Origin of the sequence: Paraburkholderia sp. CNPSo 3076 (assembly GCF_026343935.1) — a bacterium.
GTDB classification, from domain to species: domain Bacteria; phylum Pseudomonadota; class Gammaproteobacteria; order Burkholderiales; family Burkholderiaceae; genus Paraburkholderia; species Paraburkholderia nodosa.
On the sequence record NZ_JAPMAL010000010.1, the window covers coordinates 23,898 to 41,317 of the forward strand.

The window sequence follows — 17,420 nt, forward strand, 5'->3', positions numbered from 1 at the left end:
CGACGATCAGATCTGGCTCGATCGTTCCGTGGTCGCACCGTGTTGGTGGGTAAACCACGCACGTGCGTCCCTATTCCACTGCTGCCAAGAAATTTATCCTTACAGATTTACAACAAGGCGAGTCGGCATGACGCGGCCCGGATAAAGCCCTGGAATCCATCGAGCTGGGCATCCATACGGCTGAAGTGCATCGCGAGATTCGAGTCCCAGACGCTCCACGCGCAGAAGACCCGAACAAGGCGAACTGCGCGGGCTGCCACCTCTCGAAGGCCGGCAAGGGCGGCCTGCTACCCATGTGCGACGGAAATGCCGATGCAGAGCAGGCTCACCCGGGCCTCCCCCCTTCAGTTCAACCGCTATATCAAATTGCCGACGGTACACCCGCATTTTTGAATCTTCAGCCGCGTTGCTCACCGAGCTCAAAGTGATCGACCCTGACGAGTGCATTGATTGTGGCGTTTGTGCACCGGAGTGCCCGATCGATGCCATCGTATCGGCTGAGGAGATCGACGAGAGCCAGCGCCAATTTGTCGACCTCAATATCACATTGGCAAAGCAGTGGCCTTCGATAACCGTCAGGCAGGAGCCGCTGCCAGATGCGGAAGACTGGAGGGATGTCCGCCCAAAGTTGCAACATCTCGCGAGGGAACGAGTCATGAGTTAGCGGGGCTTGCGACGGGTGTTATGTATATCGGATCACGATGAGCTTCCAGGTTAGCGGCAGCCTTTGGCTCATCTGGCTAACCACTGCGCAGCAGGGGTCGAGACGCTGATCGAGCCGGAACGGCGCTGGCTTCCTTCAGTTCGTCGAGCGATTCATATCTTGCATGATGTGAAAAAGATCACGCATTGAATCCATATCGATCAGTCTCACAAACGCAAAGGTGTCCTGGTAGGCCCGCAACCAGGGGACGATTGCGGATGCTACAGCTTTGCCTCCCTCGCTCGTAACGATGAGCTGACGTTTCCGTCGATCTCCCTTGTGGGCGATCGTTGAAACAAGCCTGCGGCGGAACAAGGGTGCGAGATTGGCGGATAGACTTGATCGGTCCATTGCCAGTTCTGCTGCCATGTCGCCGAAAATCAGGGGCCCCGTCTGATGCAGCAAGGAGAGCATACAGAACTGCGATGCGGTAACGTCGGAATCTCGAAGCTCTTTGTCGAAATGTGCCCAGAAAGCGCGCATTGCGCGCTGGGCAAAAAAATGATTCAACGCGAGTGCGGTGACTTCTCCGATGGCTAATACCGGAGAATCAACGGCCTGGCTTTTCATATCTGAATTTTCCAGCTGCTTGCTGCCTCACTTGACAACATCGCCGCTCCAGCGGGGTCAGCGATAATGGCCGGAAGTCGTCGCGACATCGGGTGCCTGAAGCGAACCACTGGTTAGGGGTCTGCTGGCGTCACGAGGGCGACGGACACGCCCGCGCTACAGCGCGAGGTAAGGCTTCACGCAAGCCCGAATGTTTTCCTCAAGCTTGAATCAACGGGCCCGGAGGGCATGAAGCGCCGCAATTTGCTCAACAGAGAGGCCTCACCCGCCGGGGTACGACGCATGCGCCAGCTCCCAAGCGCTGCTTCAACAATTGTGTTTGCCACGCTATCGGGCTCGGGGGCACCTTTGACACTGTTCACGACTGCGCTCGATGCAAGGCCACGCTCGCGGTCATAGTCGGCGATTTTCAAACCCGCCTTGGGCGCATTGACGTCGAGCCTGGTCCTGGTAAAAGTCGGTTCGACCAGCGTTGCGCGTATGCCGAACTGGCGCACCTCATGGTCCAGCGTTTCCGTCAGCCCTTCGACGGCATGCTTGGACGCCGAATAGAGGCCCATGTACGGGGCGGGCAGGAAGCCAAGCACCGAACTGACATTGACGATCCTTCCGCCATGTTGTTCTCGCATGTGAGGGAGTACCGCCTGCGTCGTGCGCAGGATGCCGAATACATTGGTGTCGAACAGGGCCGCAGCTTCGGCAGTCGAAGTTTCCTCCACGGCACCGATCAGGCTCGTTCCCGCATTGTTGACGAGCACGTCGATTCGACTGGCACGATCGACGATGGACTGGATTCCGGCCTTGACCGAAGCATCGTCGCGAACATCCATCTCGACCAGCTCGACGCCGGAGATAGGCGCCGCTTTTGCGATGCTGCGCACCGTGCCAAATACGCGGCAGCCTCGCCGCGCGAACTTCTCGGCGGTGGCGCGTCCGATACCCGATGACACGCCGGTCACAACGACAACCGTGGAATTCGACATGAACAGCTCCGTTTGGTGAATTGATGGTGTCTTAACTGCGCGCGTCGAGCGCATCGTGCGTCATCGGTTCTGAACGCGATGACTGATGATCCCGGCTCTTGTGCGGATCCGCGGGGTTGCCGGGCCGGATCCTGAACCAGATGGAATACATGGCCGGCAGGAACACCAGGGTCAGAATCGTCCCGGCGAACGTGCCGCCGATCAGCGTGTAGGCGAGGGTTCCCCAGAACACCGAATGCGTCAGCGGGATGAAGGCCAGGATCGCCGCCATGGCCGTCAGGATCACCGGGCGGGCACGCTGCACGGTGGCTTCGACGACCGCATGGAACGGATCTAGTCCCGCCTGTGCGTTCTGATGGATCTGCCCGATCAGGATCAGCGTGTTGCGCATCAGGATGCCCGAGAGCGCGATGAGGCCGACCAGCGCGTTGATACCGAAAGGCTGCCGGAACAGGACCAATGTCGGAACGACACCGATGAGGCCGAGCGGACTCGTCAGGAACACCATCACCATCGCGGAAATCGAGCGGACCTGGAGAATGATGATGACCAGCGTGATCGCCAGCATGATCGGGAACAGCGGCAACATGGCGGTCGTCGCCTTGGCCGATTCCTCGATGGAGCCCGCCTGCTCGATGCGATAGCCGCTGGGCAGCTTCGCGATGATCGGCTGAAGCAGCCCGGTGATCGCCGTTGATACGTCCGGCGGCTGCAGGTTGTCGGCAATGTCGCCACGCACCGTGATCGTCGGCACACGGTCGCGCCAGCGCATGATCGGCTCCTCCATGCGCACGTCGACCTTGCCCACCTGCGACAGCGGAATGCGTTGCCCACCCGCGCCGGCCAGCGTGAAATCGCCGATCCGGGCCGGATCGAGCCGCACGTCGCCGGCCGAACGCGCGACAACCTGCACGGTTCGAATGTCCTCACGCACGGCGGTGACAGGCACGCCGGTGAGCAGGAATTGCAGCTGCTCCGCCACCGCGCTGGACGTGAGCCCCACCGCCTGCAGACGGTCCTGCTGCAACGTGAAGTGCAGCGCGGGCGAGCGCGTGCCCCAGTCGGTGTTGACCGTGCGCATCATCGGACTGGCCTCCATCACCTGCTGAACTTCAGCCGCGATTGCGCGCAGCGTGTCCGGGTCCGGACCGGCGACGCGATAGGCGACCGGGAACGGCGAATACGGCCCGAACACGAGTTGTGTGACCCGCACGCGCGCTTCCGGGGCGAGACCGTCGGCAATGGCCTGACGCAGTCGCTGCTTCAACGCGTCGCGCTCGTCCTGGCTGTCGGTGCGGACCACGATCTTGGCGAACGACGGATCGGGCAGCTCCGGCCCCATGGCCAGGTAAAAGCGCGGCGCACCTTGCCCGACGTAAGCCGTGACGATCCTGGCTTCCTTCTGTTTAGCCAGCCACGCCTCCACCTTTTCGGTAGCGGCGCTGGTTTGGGAAATGGATGTGCCATAGGGCATCTGCACCTCGACCAGCACTTCGGGACGGTCGGAGATTGGGAAGAACTGCTTCTTGACCACGCCCATTCCGAGGATGGCCAGGGCGAAGAGGCCAACGACCGACCCGGCGACCAGCCATTTGCGCGCAATGACGCGCGTGAGCAGCCGCCGGAAGCGGTTATAGCGCGGCGTGTCATAGATCGCGTCATGCCCCCCTACGACCTTTTTGAAGTCGGGCAGCATCTTCACGCCGAGGTACGGCGTGAACACCACGGCAACGACCCAGGATGCGATCAGTGCAATGCCAACGATCCAGAACATGTTGCTGGTGTATTCGCCTGCGGTGGACCGCGCGAAGCCGTTGGGCATGAAGCCGACCGCCGTCACCAGCGTGCCTGAGAGCATGGGGGCGGCAGTATGGCTCCAGGCATAGGCAGAGGCGGCCACACGGCTGTAGCCTTCCTCCATTTTCACCACCATCATTTCAATGGCGATGATCGCGTCGTCCACCAGCAGGCCCAGCGCCAGGATCAGGGATCCCAGGGTGATGCGGTCGAAGTTCTTGCCTGTCGCGGCCATCACCACGAACACGATGGCCAGCGTCAACGGCACGGCGGCGGCAACCACCAGGCCTGCGCGCCAGCCCATGCTCACGAAACTCACGAGCATGACCACCAGCAGAGCGGCGAAAAACTTGAGCATGAACTCGTCGACCGCCGAATGAATGTTGACGGCCTGATCCGTGACCTTGGTCAGGCTCATTCCCAGCGGCATCCCGGCATTCATTGCGCCGACCTCGCTGTCCAGTGCCTTGCCGAGATCGAGCCCATTCCAGCCGTCGCGCATCACGATGCCCAGCAGCAAGGCTGGTTCGCGGTTGTTGCGGATCATCAATGTCGCTGGATCTTCATAACCGCGCTCGACAGTGGCAATGTCCGACAGCTTCAGCGTGCGATCCTGCGCCACGACTGGCGTGTCGCGGATCTTCTGCAGGTTGTCAAAGGCGCCGTCCAGGCGAATGAACACCTCCGGACCTTTGGTCTCCACGGAGCCGGCCGGCGTCAGGGCATTCTGGCCATTGAGCGCGGCGAACACGTCCTGCGGGCTGACACCGAGCGTTGCCAGCCGGTCATGCGAGAACTGGATGTAGATGCGCTCGGCCTGCTCGCCGATGATGTTGACCTTCTTCACGCCCGGCACGTGCAGCAATCGCTGGCGCAGCGTTTCGGCATCGCGCACGAGCAGGCGCTGCGGTTCTCCCTTCGCCTTCAGCGCGAACAGTGCAAAGGTGACATCCGCGTATTCGTCGTTGACCATCGGCCCGATCACGCCAGCCGGAAGATTAGCTGTCTCGTCGCTGATTTTTTTCCGGGCCTGGTAGAACTCCTCCTGCACTTCCGACGGCGGTGTGCTGTCGAGCAACGTCAGCGTTGTGAAGGCCAGCCCAGGTCGCGTGTATGTCTCGGTCCGGTCGTACCAGCGCAGCTCCTGCATGCGCTTTTCGATTTTCTCCGAGACCTGATCGTGCATCTCCTGCGCGGTGGCACCAGGCCACGCGGTGATGATGGTCATCACCTTGATCGTGAACGCCGGGTCTTCGGCGCGCCCCAGCTTGAAGAACGACAGAAGTCCGGCCAGAGAGATCAGGCAGATCAGGAACAGGGTGATGGAGCGCTCGCGCACGGCGAGCGCCGACAGGTTGAATCGGCCTTCGCTCACGGACGGGCTCCTTCGTTCGCCACCGCGACGGCCTGGCCGGGCAGCCGGACCTGTTCGCCTTCGCGCAGCAACTGGGCACCGAGCGCAACGACGCGCTCGCCTTGTTTCAACGCCCCTGACACGCGAGCGCTGTCGTCGTCCAGGTGCAGGACCGTGACCGGCCGCCATGCAACCCTGGCCGGTTCGCCGTTGACGACCCACACGCCGGGCCCTTTGCCCGCGTCGAGCACTGCGCCGATCGGCACCTGCAAGCCGCCCAGGAGCGCCACGCGTGCGTCCGGTATCTCGATCGTGACGGTTGCGCCCAGCGGCGCGTCGGCCAGCGCACCCTGCAGCACATAACGTGCTTCGAAGGTGCGGGTACGCGGGTCCGCCGTATCCGAGAGCTGGCGCAGCGTGGCTGGCACGCTGGCGCCGCCGCTACCGAACAGGGTGGCCTGGGCGACCGAACCGATGGCGGGGCGCAGGGTTTCCGGCAGCTGGATCACAGCCTCGCGGCGCCCGGCGTGGGCCAGGCGCACCACCGGCTGTCCGGCGCTGACGACCTGGCCCGGTTCGGCCAGCGTTTCCATGACGACGCCATCCCCGTCCGCCACCAGTTCGGCATAGCCGGTCGCATTGCGCGCGACGTCGGCGTCCGCCTCGGCCGCACTGCGCTGCGCCCTGGCTGCATCGGCGGCCGCCTTGGCCTGGTCGTACGCCGAAGCCGATATCGCCCCGGTACCGCGCAGGTCGCGGTAGCGCTCCTCATCCTGCGCAGTCTGCTGCGCCCGTGCCCGCGCGGCGGTGACCGCGTCCTGCCGGGCCTGCGCGGCAAGCTTCAGATCAATGGGGTCGAGGCGCATCAGCAGCTGGCCACGTTTGACGGTTTGCCCGGCATCCACCAGCCGCTCCAGCACCTTGCCGGAGACGCGAAATCCCAGGTCGCTTTGCACGCGTGCGGCGACGGTTCCGGTAAACGAACGGGACGCGGGGATCGCCGCCTGGGCGATGGCGGTGCGCACCAGGGGCGTCTCGGTGCGCGGATCGGAAGGCGCTTTTCCGTCGCAGGCGGCTAGCGCAAGTGGCAGTGCACAGACGACTGCAGAGGTAGCGAGGCGACGCCGGAGCATGAAAGTCCCATTGATGGAGGAATCGGGGCTTTCATTGTGGTTCAAGTGACCAATTTAGTCAATGGTCACAAACGAAATTCCCATCAAGGCGACAGACTGCGGAGCACGAGGCTGGACAGTTGCGCAGGCGCGACCTTCGTGTAATCGAAGCTGTACTGCAGGAGCATCGGGTTCAGGTAGGGGCGCATTACCAGATAGATCGCCATCGCGGTCTCATCAAGCGGTGTTTTGCGCTCGAAGTCCCCGCTCTGCCGACCCTCCTGCAGGATGTCCTGAAGCAGTTTCTGGACGCGCGCTTCATACGAAAGCACGGCCTGCCAATTCTCCGTGGCCGCAGATGCTGCAATCTCGTAGAGCTTGCGGTCCTGGAAAAACAGACGAAGGCTCGCCTCGGTGAAGACGCTGAACATTCGCCGCAACTTCTCCGGCGGCAGATCGGTCTGGGCGACGGCCGCCCTGACCTCGGTTTCGATCTCGTGCAGGCAGTTCGCGCAAATCATCTCGCCAATGGCCTGCTTGGACTCGAAGAACTTGTAAATGTAGGCCTTGGAGAACCCGATCGCCCTGGCGAGATCGGAGACCGTCGTTTTCTCGTAGCCATACCGGCTGAAGTGCTCGGTGGCGGCGACAACAATCTGATCTCGTATCTCGTGGTCAGCGGGGCCGCGAGTCGTGATGGGAGCAGTGGTGGCTTTTTTCATGGGGATAGCATACAGCAATAGACAACTGGTGACCATTTGGTATTATGGTCACAACAGTAACCCTGCGCAGACGGTCATGCTACCCAATCACATCCTCGCCGCGATCATTGTTGCCGGCCTCTCGACAGCCTGCGCCGTGGGCCCTGATTACGTCCGGCCCAATGTAGCCATGCCCGGGCAGTTCCAGGGCCAGGACGCAGTGAATCACCGGCACGCGGTGGCCAGTGCTGACCTGGTCACGTGGTGGACGGGTTTCGGTGATCCGCAACTCACACGATTCGTCGCGCTCGCGCTGGAACAGAATCTGGACCTCGCGCAGGCCGCCGCGCGCGTCTCGCAGGCGCGCGCAGGACTCGGGGCAGCGAATGCCGCGCTGCTGCCTTCAGGCAATGTCAGCGGCCAGGCGGCGCGAGTCTACCAATCTGTCGAAACGCCCTTGGGGCAGGTCCTGAATTCGACGCCCGGATTCGACCGCTACGGCAACGACTACGAGGCCAATTTCAGCGCGAGCTGGGAACTGGATGTGTTCGGTGGCCTGCGTCGCGGGCGGCAGGCGGCTCTTGCGGAGTACCAGGCTTCGGAAGCCGGCGCGGTGGCCACACGCCTGGCTGTGGCGGCGCAGACTGCCGATATTTACATCACGATTCGTGGATTGCAGGCCCGTCTGAAGGTTGCCCGGCGGCAGGTGCAAACGCAGCAGGATCTGCTCTCGACCATCAAGCTTCTGTATGGAAAAGGACTGGCGGCCGATCTTCAGGTGAGCCAGGCTGAGGGTGCGCTGGCCCAGGTACAGGCATCCGTCCCTGTCCTGGAGACGACACTGGATGCGGCCATGAACGCACTGGATGTGATGCTGGGCTCGCAGCCCGGCACGCATCAAGCCGAGCTGGTCGATGCTGGCGACATCCCGGCCGCCCCGCGGATCGCGGGCACGGGAACGCCGGGAGAGTTGCTCAGGCGCCGACCCGACCTGATCGTGGCCGAGCGTCGCCTGGCTGCGTCGAACGCGCGCATCGGGGTGGCCATCGCCGAGTATTACCCGAAATTCTCTCTGAGTGGACTGATCGGGAGCGCAACATCGATGGCCGCGGGCAATCTGTTCACTGGCGGCGCGAGTCAGGCGGCCGGGGTGCTTGGGCTGCGCTGGCGTCTGTTCGATTTCGGCCGCATCAATGCACAGATCGCGCAGGCCAGGGGCCAGGACGCCGAAATGTTGGCCGCGTATCGGCTTGCTGCACTACATGCAACGGAAGATGTGGAGAACGCCTTTTCAGCACTCGTCAAGCGGGAAGAAGAGGCCGCGGTGCTCACGCAGGGAGTGAACTCACTCGGGCGGGCCCGAGCCGCTTCGTTTGCGGCATATCAAAAAGGTGTCGTCAGCCTGATTGAAGTCCTGCAGGCCGACGAAAACTTGCTGCGCGCATCCGATGAGCGGGTGCAGGCGCAAACGGAATCGGCAAAGGCAGCGGTTGCTGCCTTCGAGGCACTGGGTGGTGGTTGGCAGCCCAGCGATCCTGAGGCCGTGGCAAGCCGGTAGACACTGCGGTTGACACGTTTGTACGTCCGCCATCACTGAACGCGCGGACTGTGCCGAGCAAGCCGAAATAAGCCGTGTGCGGTCACGGGATGCAGTCCCGGATAGTCAGACAGGTGACGATAGGACGACGAGCCCTCCTCCCGCGTCGAGCAACTGGTCGCGGTCCAAGCGGGTATCTATCACCGGTTCAAGCAGTTCACCGGCATGCTCGCGTCAAGGGGGCCGCCGACCAGATGCGTGACGGAGAGGGCGCGTCGGGCCCACTCTCCACTTCATCTGGTGGTCGCCGAAATGGCTCTGCCACCCTGTTACCAGCGAGAGAGCCAATTACCTTCGGTCGAGACCGCTACCCCATGTGAAGGCCACCGTTTAGCGAGAAGTCTGCTCCAGTCGAAAAGGCTGCTTCGTCGCTGGCGAGCCACGAGACAATTGAAGCGATCTCGATGGCTTCTCCGAGGCGCCGGACTGGAATGCTCTGGACGATGGCATCAAGCACCTCGGGACGAACGGCCCGAACCATATCCGTCCCAATGTATCCAGGGGATACCGTATTCACCGTGATGCCCTTTGTGGCGACTTCCTGGGCAAGCGCCATCGTAAAGCCATGAATGCCCGCCTTCGCGGTCGAATAGTTGGTCTGGCCGAACTGTCCTTTTTGTCCATTCACCGAGGAGATGTTGATGATGCGCCCCCACCCCTTTCCGACCATCTCCTCGATGACCTGCCTGGTTACATTGAAAAGGCTGGTCAGATTCGTGTCGATGACATCGTTCCAATTCTCACGAGACATCCTGCGAAAAACGCCGTCTCGCGTAATGCCCGCGTTGTTCACCAGCACATCGATGTCGCCGATCTCCTTCTTCACTTTGGCGAAGGCGACCTCGGTTGATTCCCAGTCCGCGACGTTGCCTTCCGACGCAGTGAAGGAAAAACCGAGCGCGGCCTGATCGGCCAGCCACCGTTCGCGACGCAACGAGTTTGGCCCACAGCCGGCCACGACGGTAAATCCGTCGCTATGGAGCCGCCGGCATATTGCGGTCCCGATTCCACCCATGCCCCCCGTTACATAAGCAATTCGCTTTGCCATTGTTGCCCTCTCCCATTGCGCTACGTTGATCAATCGAAACGCTTTCAGGTACCGCTAGTCACGTTGTACGAAATCGGTTCGCAAATGACTGGCCATGACGCAACCCGGAACATCGCCTCGACTCGACGCTCTGGGCAACTGGGGACTCACGTTCCGCCTTCACTGTTGCTATACAAGTTTTCCTTCGGCGCATCGGAACACTGCCGTTCCTGCGCGAACGCGTGCGGAGCGAAGGTTTAACGCGTTGCCCCAGGCGACGGGCCACGCTTTACAAACCCCAGAAGGACTTCTACGGCTCTCAGGTTTCCGCGCTCCTCCAGCTTCATGGCGAGTGCACGCGTAAATATGTTCAGTTCCTCAGGTCCGTGTGCGGCCTCAAACTGAAGAAGCGTTTCCCTGATGGCTGCCTGCATGCTTTCTTCGTGCAGCATGCTTGAGATGTGAGAAGCACTTCGCGCCAGTTCCATATCATGCGCAATCAGCCACCGCCTATCACCCGCTCTGTGGCGACCTGTCGTCATATTGGCGGTCTTGTCAATGGCCGGGCTTCAACTTCGACGATTCGCACAAGCCGCGTGTCGAGTTTTCACTCAAGATTGCTCCGACTGCAGGGTATCGAATTCGTCGCGGCAAACATCGCTGAATCGGCTCAGAATGTCGATCGAACCATCGGCGAGCATTTCGCGCAGTTCAAGGAAAGTTTTTTCCGGCGCATCATAGGTATCCACAATCTTTCGCCCGATCCGATCGGCTTCAATTGCAACCTCCGGAGAGGATTGGACACGCATGCGGCTTATCTTCGCGAACAGACTGACGATAGCGGTAACGTCCGGCTCTTTGTGCTGTAGCGCGTGGACATAGCATTGCGATGCCTGCTCGATAAATTCCCTGTAGAGTTCCTGCCGACGGATGCGGTCGTGCGCAAGCGACTCTGCCCTTGCCTGCGTTCGTTGAGTAACAAGCGATGTTAGGCCACCGATGGCTGCACCGAACAATGCCGCTGTTGCTGATAAGAGTGTTGCGTTCATCGTGTTCAATTGGCAACGGCCGCCTGCATTTACACGCTCCCGACTGCGCGCCTGGCATGTGACTGTGTCCATGACACCGCTCTCGCTTGGGACGTCATCAAAGGCCAGTAATGACATTACATTCACAATTGATTGTTATGTCAATATGGTGAAAAAATCGCAACCTTCATACCGAACAGCGCGCGATGTCGGATGTGGACACGCCCCACCCCAGACATCCTCTCCGGCGTCGCTCGTCTTCCGAATGCGTAGACGAGATCCACGTGCGTGACAAGCGGGTTCGTATGGACGAAAGCGACGAAATGTCGGGAAAGTCATCAAGCTCCTGACTACCCATTGCATCATCGGCGTTCCCGGGCGGTCTGCGCACGAGTGGCACTGTCCTCGCCAACTTCGAAAAACTCCGCAGCGTGATCGATAAACGCTCTAACCTTCGCTGGCAACAATGCGCGCCCTATGTACGCGAGCCGGACTTCCGCCGCGGTATCCGTGATCTCAAAGTCTTCCAGAATTCGAACGAGTCGTCCCGACTTGATGTCTTCTTCCACGAGCGTGATGGGAAGCAAACCAATGCCCAATCCTTCCAGAATGACGTCGCGGTTAAAGATCGGATTGTTCGAAGCTATCTCGTAGTTGATCGGGACAGCGATGTTCTCCTCTTCTATCCGAAACGAGACAAATGGCTTGTGCATCGACGGCGGAACCGTCACGAATGCATGTTGCTCAAGATCAGCAGGATGCCGTGGTCGGGGATGCCTGGCAAGGTAGGCTTCCGTTGTCACGATGACGAGTGGCAACCGCTGGAGAAGCCGTGTCACCGCCAGATCCGTTGCCAGCATGAAAGGCAGCACGATACCCAGGTCGTAACCGTCGGCCGTCAGGTCAACGGGCCGCTCAGTTAGCGTGATATCGAGAGTGACGTTTCCATGTTTGCGTCTGAACGACGCAATCAGCGGCGCCAGCCACGTCAGGGCAGCCGTCGTGTGCGCAACCAGTCGTAACACTCCCGTCGGCAGCCGGCCGTGGCCCGCAGCGCTCGCTTCCATGCAATCCAGATCGTCGAGGACGCGGCAACACCCGTCGTAAAAGCGCTCCGCGGCTTCCGTCAACGAAAATTGCCGAGTCGACCGGTGAAACAGTCGTGCCCCAAGGCGCTCTTCCAGCGACGCGATCGCCCGGGAAACGACCGAGGGGGACAGGTCCATCATTTCGCCAGCGCGTCGGAAGTTTTTGACTTCGACGATGGTGCGGAAAAGGCGCAAACTTTCGATATATTCCATCGATTAGGTAAACCAAGTGTCACTGTTACGGCATTGATGGTCACGTTTGAGGTATCGCCTTGTGGCGTCTGGACGGCGGACCGCTGGCTACGGACAACGAGCCGCTGACCACAGGCAAACGCGAACATTGCGAGTTTTCGGTCGCAGCGATTTTCCGACACAGCTAGCGCAGATCATCGCGTCTGCATTGACCAGTGTCCGGTCGACGAACTTTCGCAAACCGGATCTCCGAGCTTGACCGCTTCCCGCGCGATACAGATCGGGCGAAACGCGGCGCGTGCATTTCACGCGGTTTCTCTCGCACGATGCGCGTCGGCTCGTTTTTCTTCCCGCTTTTGCCACGACATGCACGAAGCGAGTTCGGCAAGCACTGACTGGATTGCCAGGTCCTTCACCGTCTGCGGATTGCACATCCTGAACAACTGAATGCCATCGCACAGACTCACCAGTGCGACCGCGAACGCATCAGCGTCCACGGGCCATGCACTGTCGGCATCCTCCGCGAACGTCCGCATGCAGTTACTGACCTGTACGAGCGTCTCGCGCCGCAATACATCAAGACGCTCCCCGAGCAAGTTATCTCGGCGCGCAAGGAGTTGCGCCTCAATCCAGAGGGGGAAGCAATCGCTATCAAGCTCCCCGTTGCTGTAGCAGGCGATCGCTCGCGCAAGCGTATCTTTGAGCGTGCCGCCCTTTTCGACGACGGCCTGCAGGTTCTCACGTGCCAGAACTGCATCGCGCCGCAACAGTTCAGCCAGCACTTCCTGTTTGCCGCGGAAATTTGAGTAGAAGGCTCCGCGCGTGTAACCCGCCGCCTCAGCGATGTCTTCCACGCTCGTAGCGGCCACGCCCTTCTCAAGGAAAACGGTTCTTGCAGCGTCAAAAAGGCGCTCGCGGGTCTGCTGCTTCCTTTGTGCGCGTGTCAAGCGTTTGTGATCCATGACGTAGCGCTTACCGAATGTCGCGTTCTGCGTTCGCCGGAACGAAGGCGCGCGCCTGTCGGGCAGCGGTTTCTCAATAAGTCAACATCTGTTCGGGTTGCCTGCATGTTTGTATATTACACTCATTTATGATCATTTAGTCAACAATGAAAATGAGGGCGTGAGTGAAAGAAAAGTCGATGCAGTACAGCCGCACGTGCTGTGGCTGCACCGCTTGCCCATACCAGCCGGCCCGCACAGCGCCCGTCCGGCGGCACTGACGGCCATCGGTCTGCCGTCTCCAGCATGGTTCTCCTGTTGTGGCGTCAGGCAGCCTCGACTTCGTTGGTCGACTGGACGAGCTCGATCTCGCCCAGATAAACGCTTTCGCCCATCAGACATTCACGCGACGCATTGCCGAGGTCATGACGTATCTCGATTCGATAGCGACCGCTGTCTTTGGCCAGGCCTGCGAACCGGAAATCGCCGAACGCGTCCGTGACGGTATCGGCCACCTTCTGGTCGCCCGTATGCAGCGCGACGGCGGCATCGGCGACGCATTCGACGATCTGCCCCACCTGTGCACTGACGCTACCGCCAATAAAGCAGGTATCCCAGCGTTCGAGGCCGCGATACCACACACGGGGCTTTGTCTTGAGTTTGGGCTCCAAAACCCTGAGTCCTTCCCGTCGTGCTTTCAGTGCCATCGCGGCGTCATTGAGCTTGACGGTTTCGAATACGCCCGTCGGGCATGACTGTTCGCATCGCGGATGCTGCCACCCTTGGTCGAGCAGATGCGCATCGAAGATCCAGGTCTGCGGCAACTGCAGTGCCTCATTCCACACGATCGCCTTGTACGGACAGGCTTTCACGATGTCCTTTCTGCCTCGCGCCTTATCCGGATCGATGATGACGATGCCGTCGGCGCGCTTGCGGATGGCGTCGCCACCCACTCGCATGCATGGTGCATCGTCACAGTGATTGCACATGACCGGCAGGTACGTCGTCTCGACCAGGTGCGCGTCGCCCTGCACCCGGCGCAGGATGCGGATGGGGCTTTCGGCATCGGCCGCAGCGGGTGCCGAGTAGCCGGGAAAGTCGTTGCCCACGTGCTCGTCTCGCGCGGCGATCACGCAGTTCTGGCAGTTCTCGCACTGCCCGACCTTGATAACCAGATTCCACTTGCTCATTGCCTGCTCCTCACGCTGCGCGACCGAGCATGAACGCGTCGGCGCCTTTCCACTTTTCAACCTGCACGAGGCATGAATTCGGGCTCATGCTGCTCGTGCCCGCCGTCTGGGACCGGTCAGGAGTGAGCATGTTCATGCAGCCGCCGATCTCGACACGCTCGCCGGCGATTTCGATGAGCTGGAATTCAGCGCTCGCCTCGTATGACTTGACCACGCCGGCGGCAACCAGAGGCGACACGTCAGCGGCACAAATGACAGCGCCGCGGTCGTTGTAGACCTTGACGAGATCGCGGTGGGCAATCCCCCTTGCCGCCGCGTCGGCGGGACCGAGCCGCAGCAACCAGAATCGATGCCCGCCGATCAAAGCGCGATGATCTTCGACGCTGTTGACCGAGGAATTCTTGCCGTCGCAATGCGTGTGGAAGCTGTACCGGCTATGAGTCGCAATCAGTTGCAGCGGATAGCGCTGGGCCAGTTCGCTGCGCAGCCCTTCCCAGGACGGGATATACCGGTTCAGCGGCGGCCGCTCGGGGTTGTCGGCGGTGTGTCGCTTCAGCAACTCAGGTACGAACTCGATCTTGCCGCTGGGCGTCTGCAATCCCATGCCGAACTTTTCGACGTACTGCGACGGCATGGGATGCGGTTCCTGCAGATCCTTGCGACGACCTTCCGCGAACCAGCGCATGTCGACCGGGTGGCGCAGTTCAGGCTTCTCGGGTGGTACGACGTAATAGCCTTTGCGGCAGAAGTTTCGCCACGAAATGTGATCCGGCAGATCCGACGACTCGAATACCCTCTTGACCCAATCGAGTTCGCCGCATCCTTCGGTGAACACGCCCCCAAGCCCGAGACGGGTCAGAATCGCGGTGAAGATGTCGTAATCGGAGCGGGACTCGCCCAGCGGCTCGATGCATTTGTGTTGCATCATCACCATGCGATGATTGACAGTGCTGAAGCCGTGATGGGCATAGCCGCCCGAATTCGACCATTCGCCAATATCCCATCGTTCCAGCGACGTGCACGCCGGCAGAATGATATCGGCGAACTGCGCCTCGCCCTCCATCCAGATCGACTGGTTGACCACGAACTCGATGCTCGGGTGGCGGTAGGCGTCGGCCCAGCGTCCGGATTTCGTGACGGTGCTGAAAGCAGATCCGCCATAGCGATAGATCATGTGGATCGGCGAATAGCCTGGCATCGGGTAGCTGAACGGCGCGAACTGCGCTTCCTGTGACATACCGTCCCACAGGTATCCCGTTGCATGGCCATTGATGATGGCATCGGGTAGCTGCTGCCGCGGAACCATCTGCTTGACGGGATTCATGGTCAGGATGTGAGGCATGCGCTGATAGTTGTTCACGGCATTGGCCGTCCACGCGAGGTCGCCAGACATGCCACCGTCTGCATAGCCCGGAAAATAGAAGTGCAGGTCATGCGGAGCGCCGAGTTCCAGACACCCGAAATTGACGCCTGGCTTGCCCCACCCCTGCATCGCCATCATCATGATCATGCAGCGCGCCCATTGCGCCCCGGTCGCGCCGCGTCCTGCGCCGCCGAACCCCGCACCTGTCATGCCGACGGCGAGATAGACCTTCTTCTTGCCCCACAGGCGCGCGAGCGCACGCACATCCTTCGCTGGCACGCCAGTCTCGGACTGCTGCCATTCGGGAGTCTTCGGCACGCCGTCGGTTTCCCCCAGCAGGTAGGCGCGCCATTCATCGAAGCCAGTCGTGCGGTTGGCAACGTAATCCTCGTCGTACAGACCCTCCGCGACCCAAACGTGCATGATGGCGGTCGCGAGCGCGGCATCGGTTTGCGGGCGCACGGGAATCCAGCGCCCACCGAGCAACTGCGCGGTTGGATTGCAGTGCGGATCGATGTGAACGAACTCGATTCCCAGTTCCCTCGCCCATAGACGCCGCGGCGTGCCTTCGAATCCCGCGTACGCCCCGTTGGTGCTTTCCGGGTCGCAGGACCAGAAGACAACCATTTCCGCCTCCCTCAGGCAGTCTTCGATGCCGCCATAGCCTGACGGCACGCCCACGCGCATCGAGTTGCCAAAGTGATGCATCGCGCCCCAGTACCATCCCTCCCAGCTATCCGGATTCGCAGCCACCCGGGTGAAGCCAATCAGGTTGGCGAAGCGCGTTAGCGCGCTCAGGTAGTAGCCAACATTGCCCCACTGGTGATGGGACGACATCGGGAACGTAATCGACCCGGGGCCGTGAACGCGTTTTTGCCGGTTAATCTCCTTCGCGACGATGTCAAGCGCCTCATCCCAACTGATGGGCACATAAGCCGACTTGCCGCGGTTCTGCGGATTGCGTTCCCCGTCAGGATCGAAGTCGACTCGCTTCATCGGACGAAGAATGCGCTTGTCCGAGTAGACGAGCGACTTGATCGCCAATGCGTGCGGTGCAACGAGGCCTCGTCGGGGCGGGCTAAACCGGCGTCCGCGCGCTTCGATCTCCCAACTCGGAGCATCCTTGCTGTCGAGATCGACAGGCGTCACGCGAATGATGCGACCATTTTTCACGTACACGAATAACGGGCCGCCGTTGGTGCACGTGGTGTAGCGCTGCGTGCCGTCGTGCATGCGCGTACCCATCGGCAGGCTGATGGTTTGCATCATGCTCAGCGTTTGCATGAACCACACCAGCAGTTCATCGTCGCCTTCAGTAACCACCTTGAAATTTTTCGCTGCGTGAATGATCTCCAGGTAGTCTGGAGTGGCGGAGAGAAATTTCAGTGCGGTTGCCACATCCTTGAAGAGCATGCGCACGTCGGGCTGCGGATGCCTGCCGGCACACGACCGGATGCGGCCGTTCTTGAGCTTGATGACGCGGCCGATGCTTTGATCCATGAGCCCGATCCACGCGACGAGATCGCGCTGCTTTAGCCGATCGCGATAGGCAGGGAAGCGGCGTGCCGTCAGGTCGAGGACCTTGGGCAACGCAAAAAGAATCGATTTAAGTACTTGTCGCTTCATCGTTTCATCCGGAATGAGATATCGCCGCGAGGAGAAAACACAAACGCATGCGTGACCGTTACTCCCGCGCGGCTGAACGGACCCGTAAAACGCGTCGTTACGCCCGGGCACGCGTCATCTACCTGTTTCGAAGGGCCGCTTTCGACCT

The 17,420-nt window shown here is 60.9% G+C and carries 13 protein-coding genes; 2 read left to right on the forward strand and 11 right to left on the reverse strand.

Annotation, left to right across the window (positions count from 1 at the left end; genetic code table 11):
- Positions 1-424 precede the first annotated feature (424 nt).
- Positions 425-664 carry a DUF3470 domain-containing protein gene (locus M3A49_RS13270; RefSeq protein ID WP_266229060.1) on the forward strand — a complete coding sequence of 80 codons (240 nt, stop codon included), beginning with the start codon at positions 425-427 and terminating at the stop codon, positions 662-664.
- A 135-nt stretch (positions 665-799) separates the two neighbouring features.
- On the opposite strand, the gene M3A49_RS13275 is transcribed toward M3A49_RS13270, so the two are convergent.
- The 5 genes from M3A49_RS13275 to M3A49_RS13295 all read right to left on the reverse strand — a co-directional run bounded on the left by M3A49_RS13275 (position 800) and on the right by M3A49_RS13295 (position 7,241).
- On the reverse strand, positions 800-1,273 hold the full coding sequence (locus M3A49_RS13275; protein WP_266229061.1) for a MarR family winged helix-turn-helix transcriptional regulator: 474 nt from the start codon (positions 1,271-1,273) through the stop codon (positions 800-802).
- A 176-nt stretch (positions 1,274-1,449) separates the two neighbouring features.
- Positions 1,450-2,256, reverse strand: a complete 807-nt coding sequence (locus tag M3A49_RS13280; protein ID WP_266229062.1) for an oxidoreductase — start codon at positions 2,254-2,256, stop codon at positions 1,450-1,452.
- A gap of 31 nt (positions 2,257-2,287) precedes the next feature.
- Complete coding sequence (locus M3A49_RS13285; RefSeq protein ID WP_266229063.1) at positions 2,288-5,428, reverse strand: efflux RND transporter permease subunit; 3,141 nt, start codon at positions 5,426-5,428, stop codon at positions 2,288-2,290.
- Complete coding sequence (locus tag M3A49_RS13290; protein WP_266229192.1) at positions 5,425-6,540, reverse strand: efflux RND transporter periplasmic adaptor subunit; 1,116 nt, start codon at positions 6,538-6,540, stop codon at positions 5,425-5,427. Before M3A49_RS13290 ends, M3A49_RS13285 begins: the two co-directional genes overlap by 4 nt.
- A gap of 83 nt (positions 6,541-6,623) precedes the next feature.
- A complete protein-coding gene (locus tag M3A49_RS13295) occupies positions 6,624-7,241 on the reverse strand; it encodes a TetR/AcrR family transcriptional regulator (protein ID WP_266229064.1) in 618 nt (205 codons plus the stop codon).
- Positions 7,242-7,317: 76 nt separating this feature from the next.
- Between M3A49_RS13295 and M3A49_RS13300 the strand changes: the two genes are divergently transcribed.
- Entirely contained in the window at positions 7,318-8,778 is a 1,461-nt protein-coding gene (locus tag M3A49_RS13300; RefSeq protein ID WP_266229065.1) for an efflux transporter outer membrane subunit, read from the forward strand.
- Positions 8,779-9,124: 346 nt separating this feature from the next.
- Here M3A49_RS13300 and phbB read toward each other — a convergent pair whose 3' ends face one another.
- The 6 genes from phbB to M3A49_RS13330 form a co-directional block, all read right to left on the reverse strand.
- Positions 9,125-9,865 (reverse strand): acetoacetyl-CoA reductase, encoded by a 741-nt coding sequence (phbB, locus tag M3A49_RS13305; RefSeq protein WP_266229066.1) that lies wholly within the window; start codon positions 9,863-9,865, stop codon positions 9,125-9,127.
- A 590-nt stretch (positions 9,866-10,455) separates the two neighbouring features.
- Positions 10,456-10,965, reverse strand: coding sequence for a hypothetical protein (locus M3A49_RS13310; RefSeq protein WP_266229067.1), 510 nt, complete (start codon positions 10,963-10,965; stop codon positions 10,456-10,458).
- A gap of 269 nt (positions 10,966-11,234) precedes the next feature.
- On the reverse strand, positions 11,235-12,173 hold the full coding sequence (locus M3A49_RS13315; RefSeq protein ID WP_266229068.1) for a LysR family transcriptional regulator: 939 nt from the start codon (positions 12,171-12,173) through the stop codon (positions 11,235-11,237).
- Between the two features lie 284 nt (positions 12,174-12,457).
- Positions 12,458-13,114, reverse strand: a complete 657-nt coding sequence (locus M3A49_RS13320) for a TetR/AcrR family transcriptional regulator (protein ID WP_266229069.1) — start codon at positions 13,112-13,114, stop codon at positions 12,458-12,460.
- Positions 13,115-13,419: 305 nt separating this feature from the next.
- Positions 13,420-14,283: a 4Fe-4S dicluster domain-containing protein gene (locus M3A49_RS13325; RefSeq protein WP_266229070.1), complete on the reverse strand. Its 864-nt coding sequence runs from the start codon at positions 14,281-14,283 to the stop codon at positions 13,420-13,422.
- Positions 14,284-14,293: 10 nt separating this feature from the next.
- Complete coding sequence (locus tag M3A49_RS13330; protein WP_266229071.1) at positions 14,294-17,272, reverse strand: molybdopterin-dependent oxidoreductase; 2,979 nt, start codon at positions 17,270-17,272, stop codon at positions 14,294-14,296.
- Positions 17,273-17,420: the final 148 nt, after the last annotated feature.

Bases quoted from the DNA above. Each gene is read 5' to 3' on its own strand.
- M3A49_RS13275 (WP_266229061.1), bottom strand. From the start codon at position 1,273: ATGAAAAGCCAGGCCGTTGATTCTCCGGTATTAGCCATCGGAGAAGTC.
- M3A49_RS13280 (WP_266229062.1), bottom strand. From the start codon at position 2,256: ATGTCGAATTCCACGGTTGTCGTTGTGACCGGCGTGTCATCGGGTATC.
- M3A49_RS13290 (WP_266229192.1), bottom strand. From the start codon at position 6,540: ATGCTCCGGCGTCGCCTCGCTACCTCTGCAGTCGTCTGTGCACTGCCA.
- M3A49_RS13295 (WP_266229064.1), bottom strand. From the start codon at position 7,241: ATGAAAAAAGCCACCACTGCTCCCATCACGACTCGCGGCCCCGCTGAC.
- M3A49_RS13300 (WP_266229065.1), top strand. From the start codon at position 7,318: ATGCTACCCAATCACATCCTCGCCGCGATCATTGTTGCCGGCCTCTCG.
- phbB (WP_266229066.1), bottom strand. From the start codon at position 9,865: ATGGCAAAGCGAATTGCTTATGTAACGGGGGGCATGGGTGGAATCGGG.
- M3A49_RS13310 (WP_266229067.1), bottom strand. From the start codon at position 10,965: ATGGACACAGTCACATGCCAGGCGCGCAGTCGGGAGCGTGTAAATGCA.
- M3A49_RS13315 (WP_266229068.1), bottom strand. From the start codon at position 12,173: ATGGAATATATCGAAAGTTTGCGCCTTTTCCGCACCATCGTCGAAGTC.
- M3A49_RS13320 (WP_266229069.1), bottom strand. From the start codon at position 13,114: ATGGATCACAAACGCTTGACACGCGCACAAAGGAAGCAGCAGACCCGC.
- M3A49_RS13325 (WP_266229070.1), bottom strand. From the start codon at position 14,283: ATGAGCAAGTGGAATCTGGTTATCAAGGTCGGGCAGTGCGAGAACTGC.
- M3A49_RS13330 (WP_266229071.1), bottom strand. From the start codon at position 17,272: ATGAAGCGACAAGTACTTAAATCGATTCTTTTTGCGTTGCCCAAGGTC.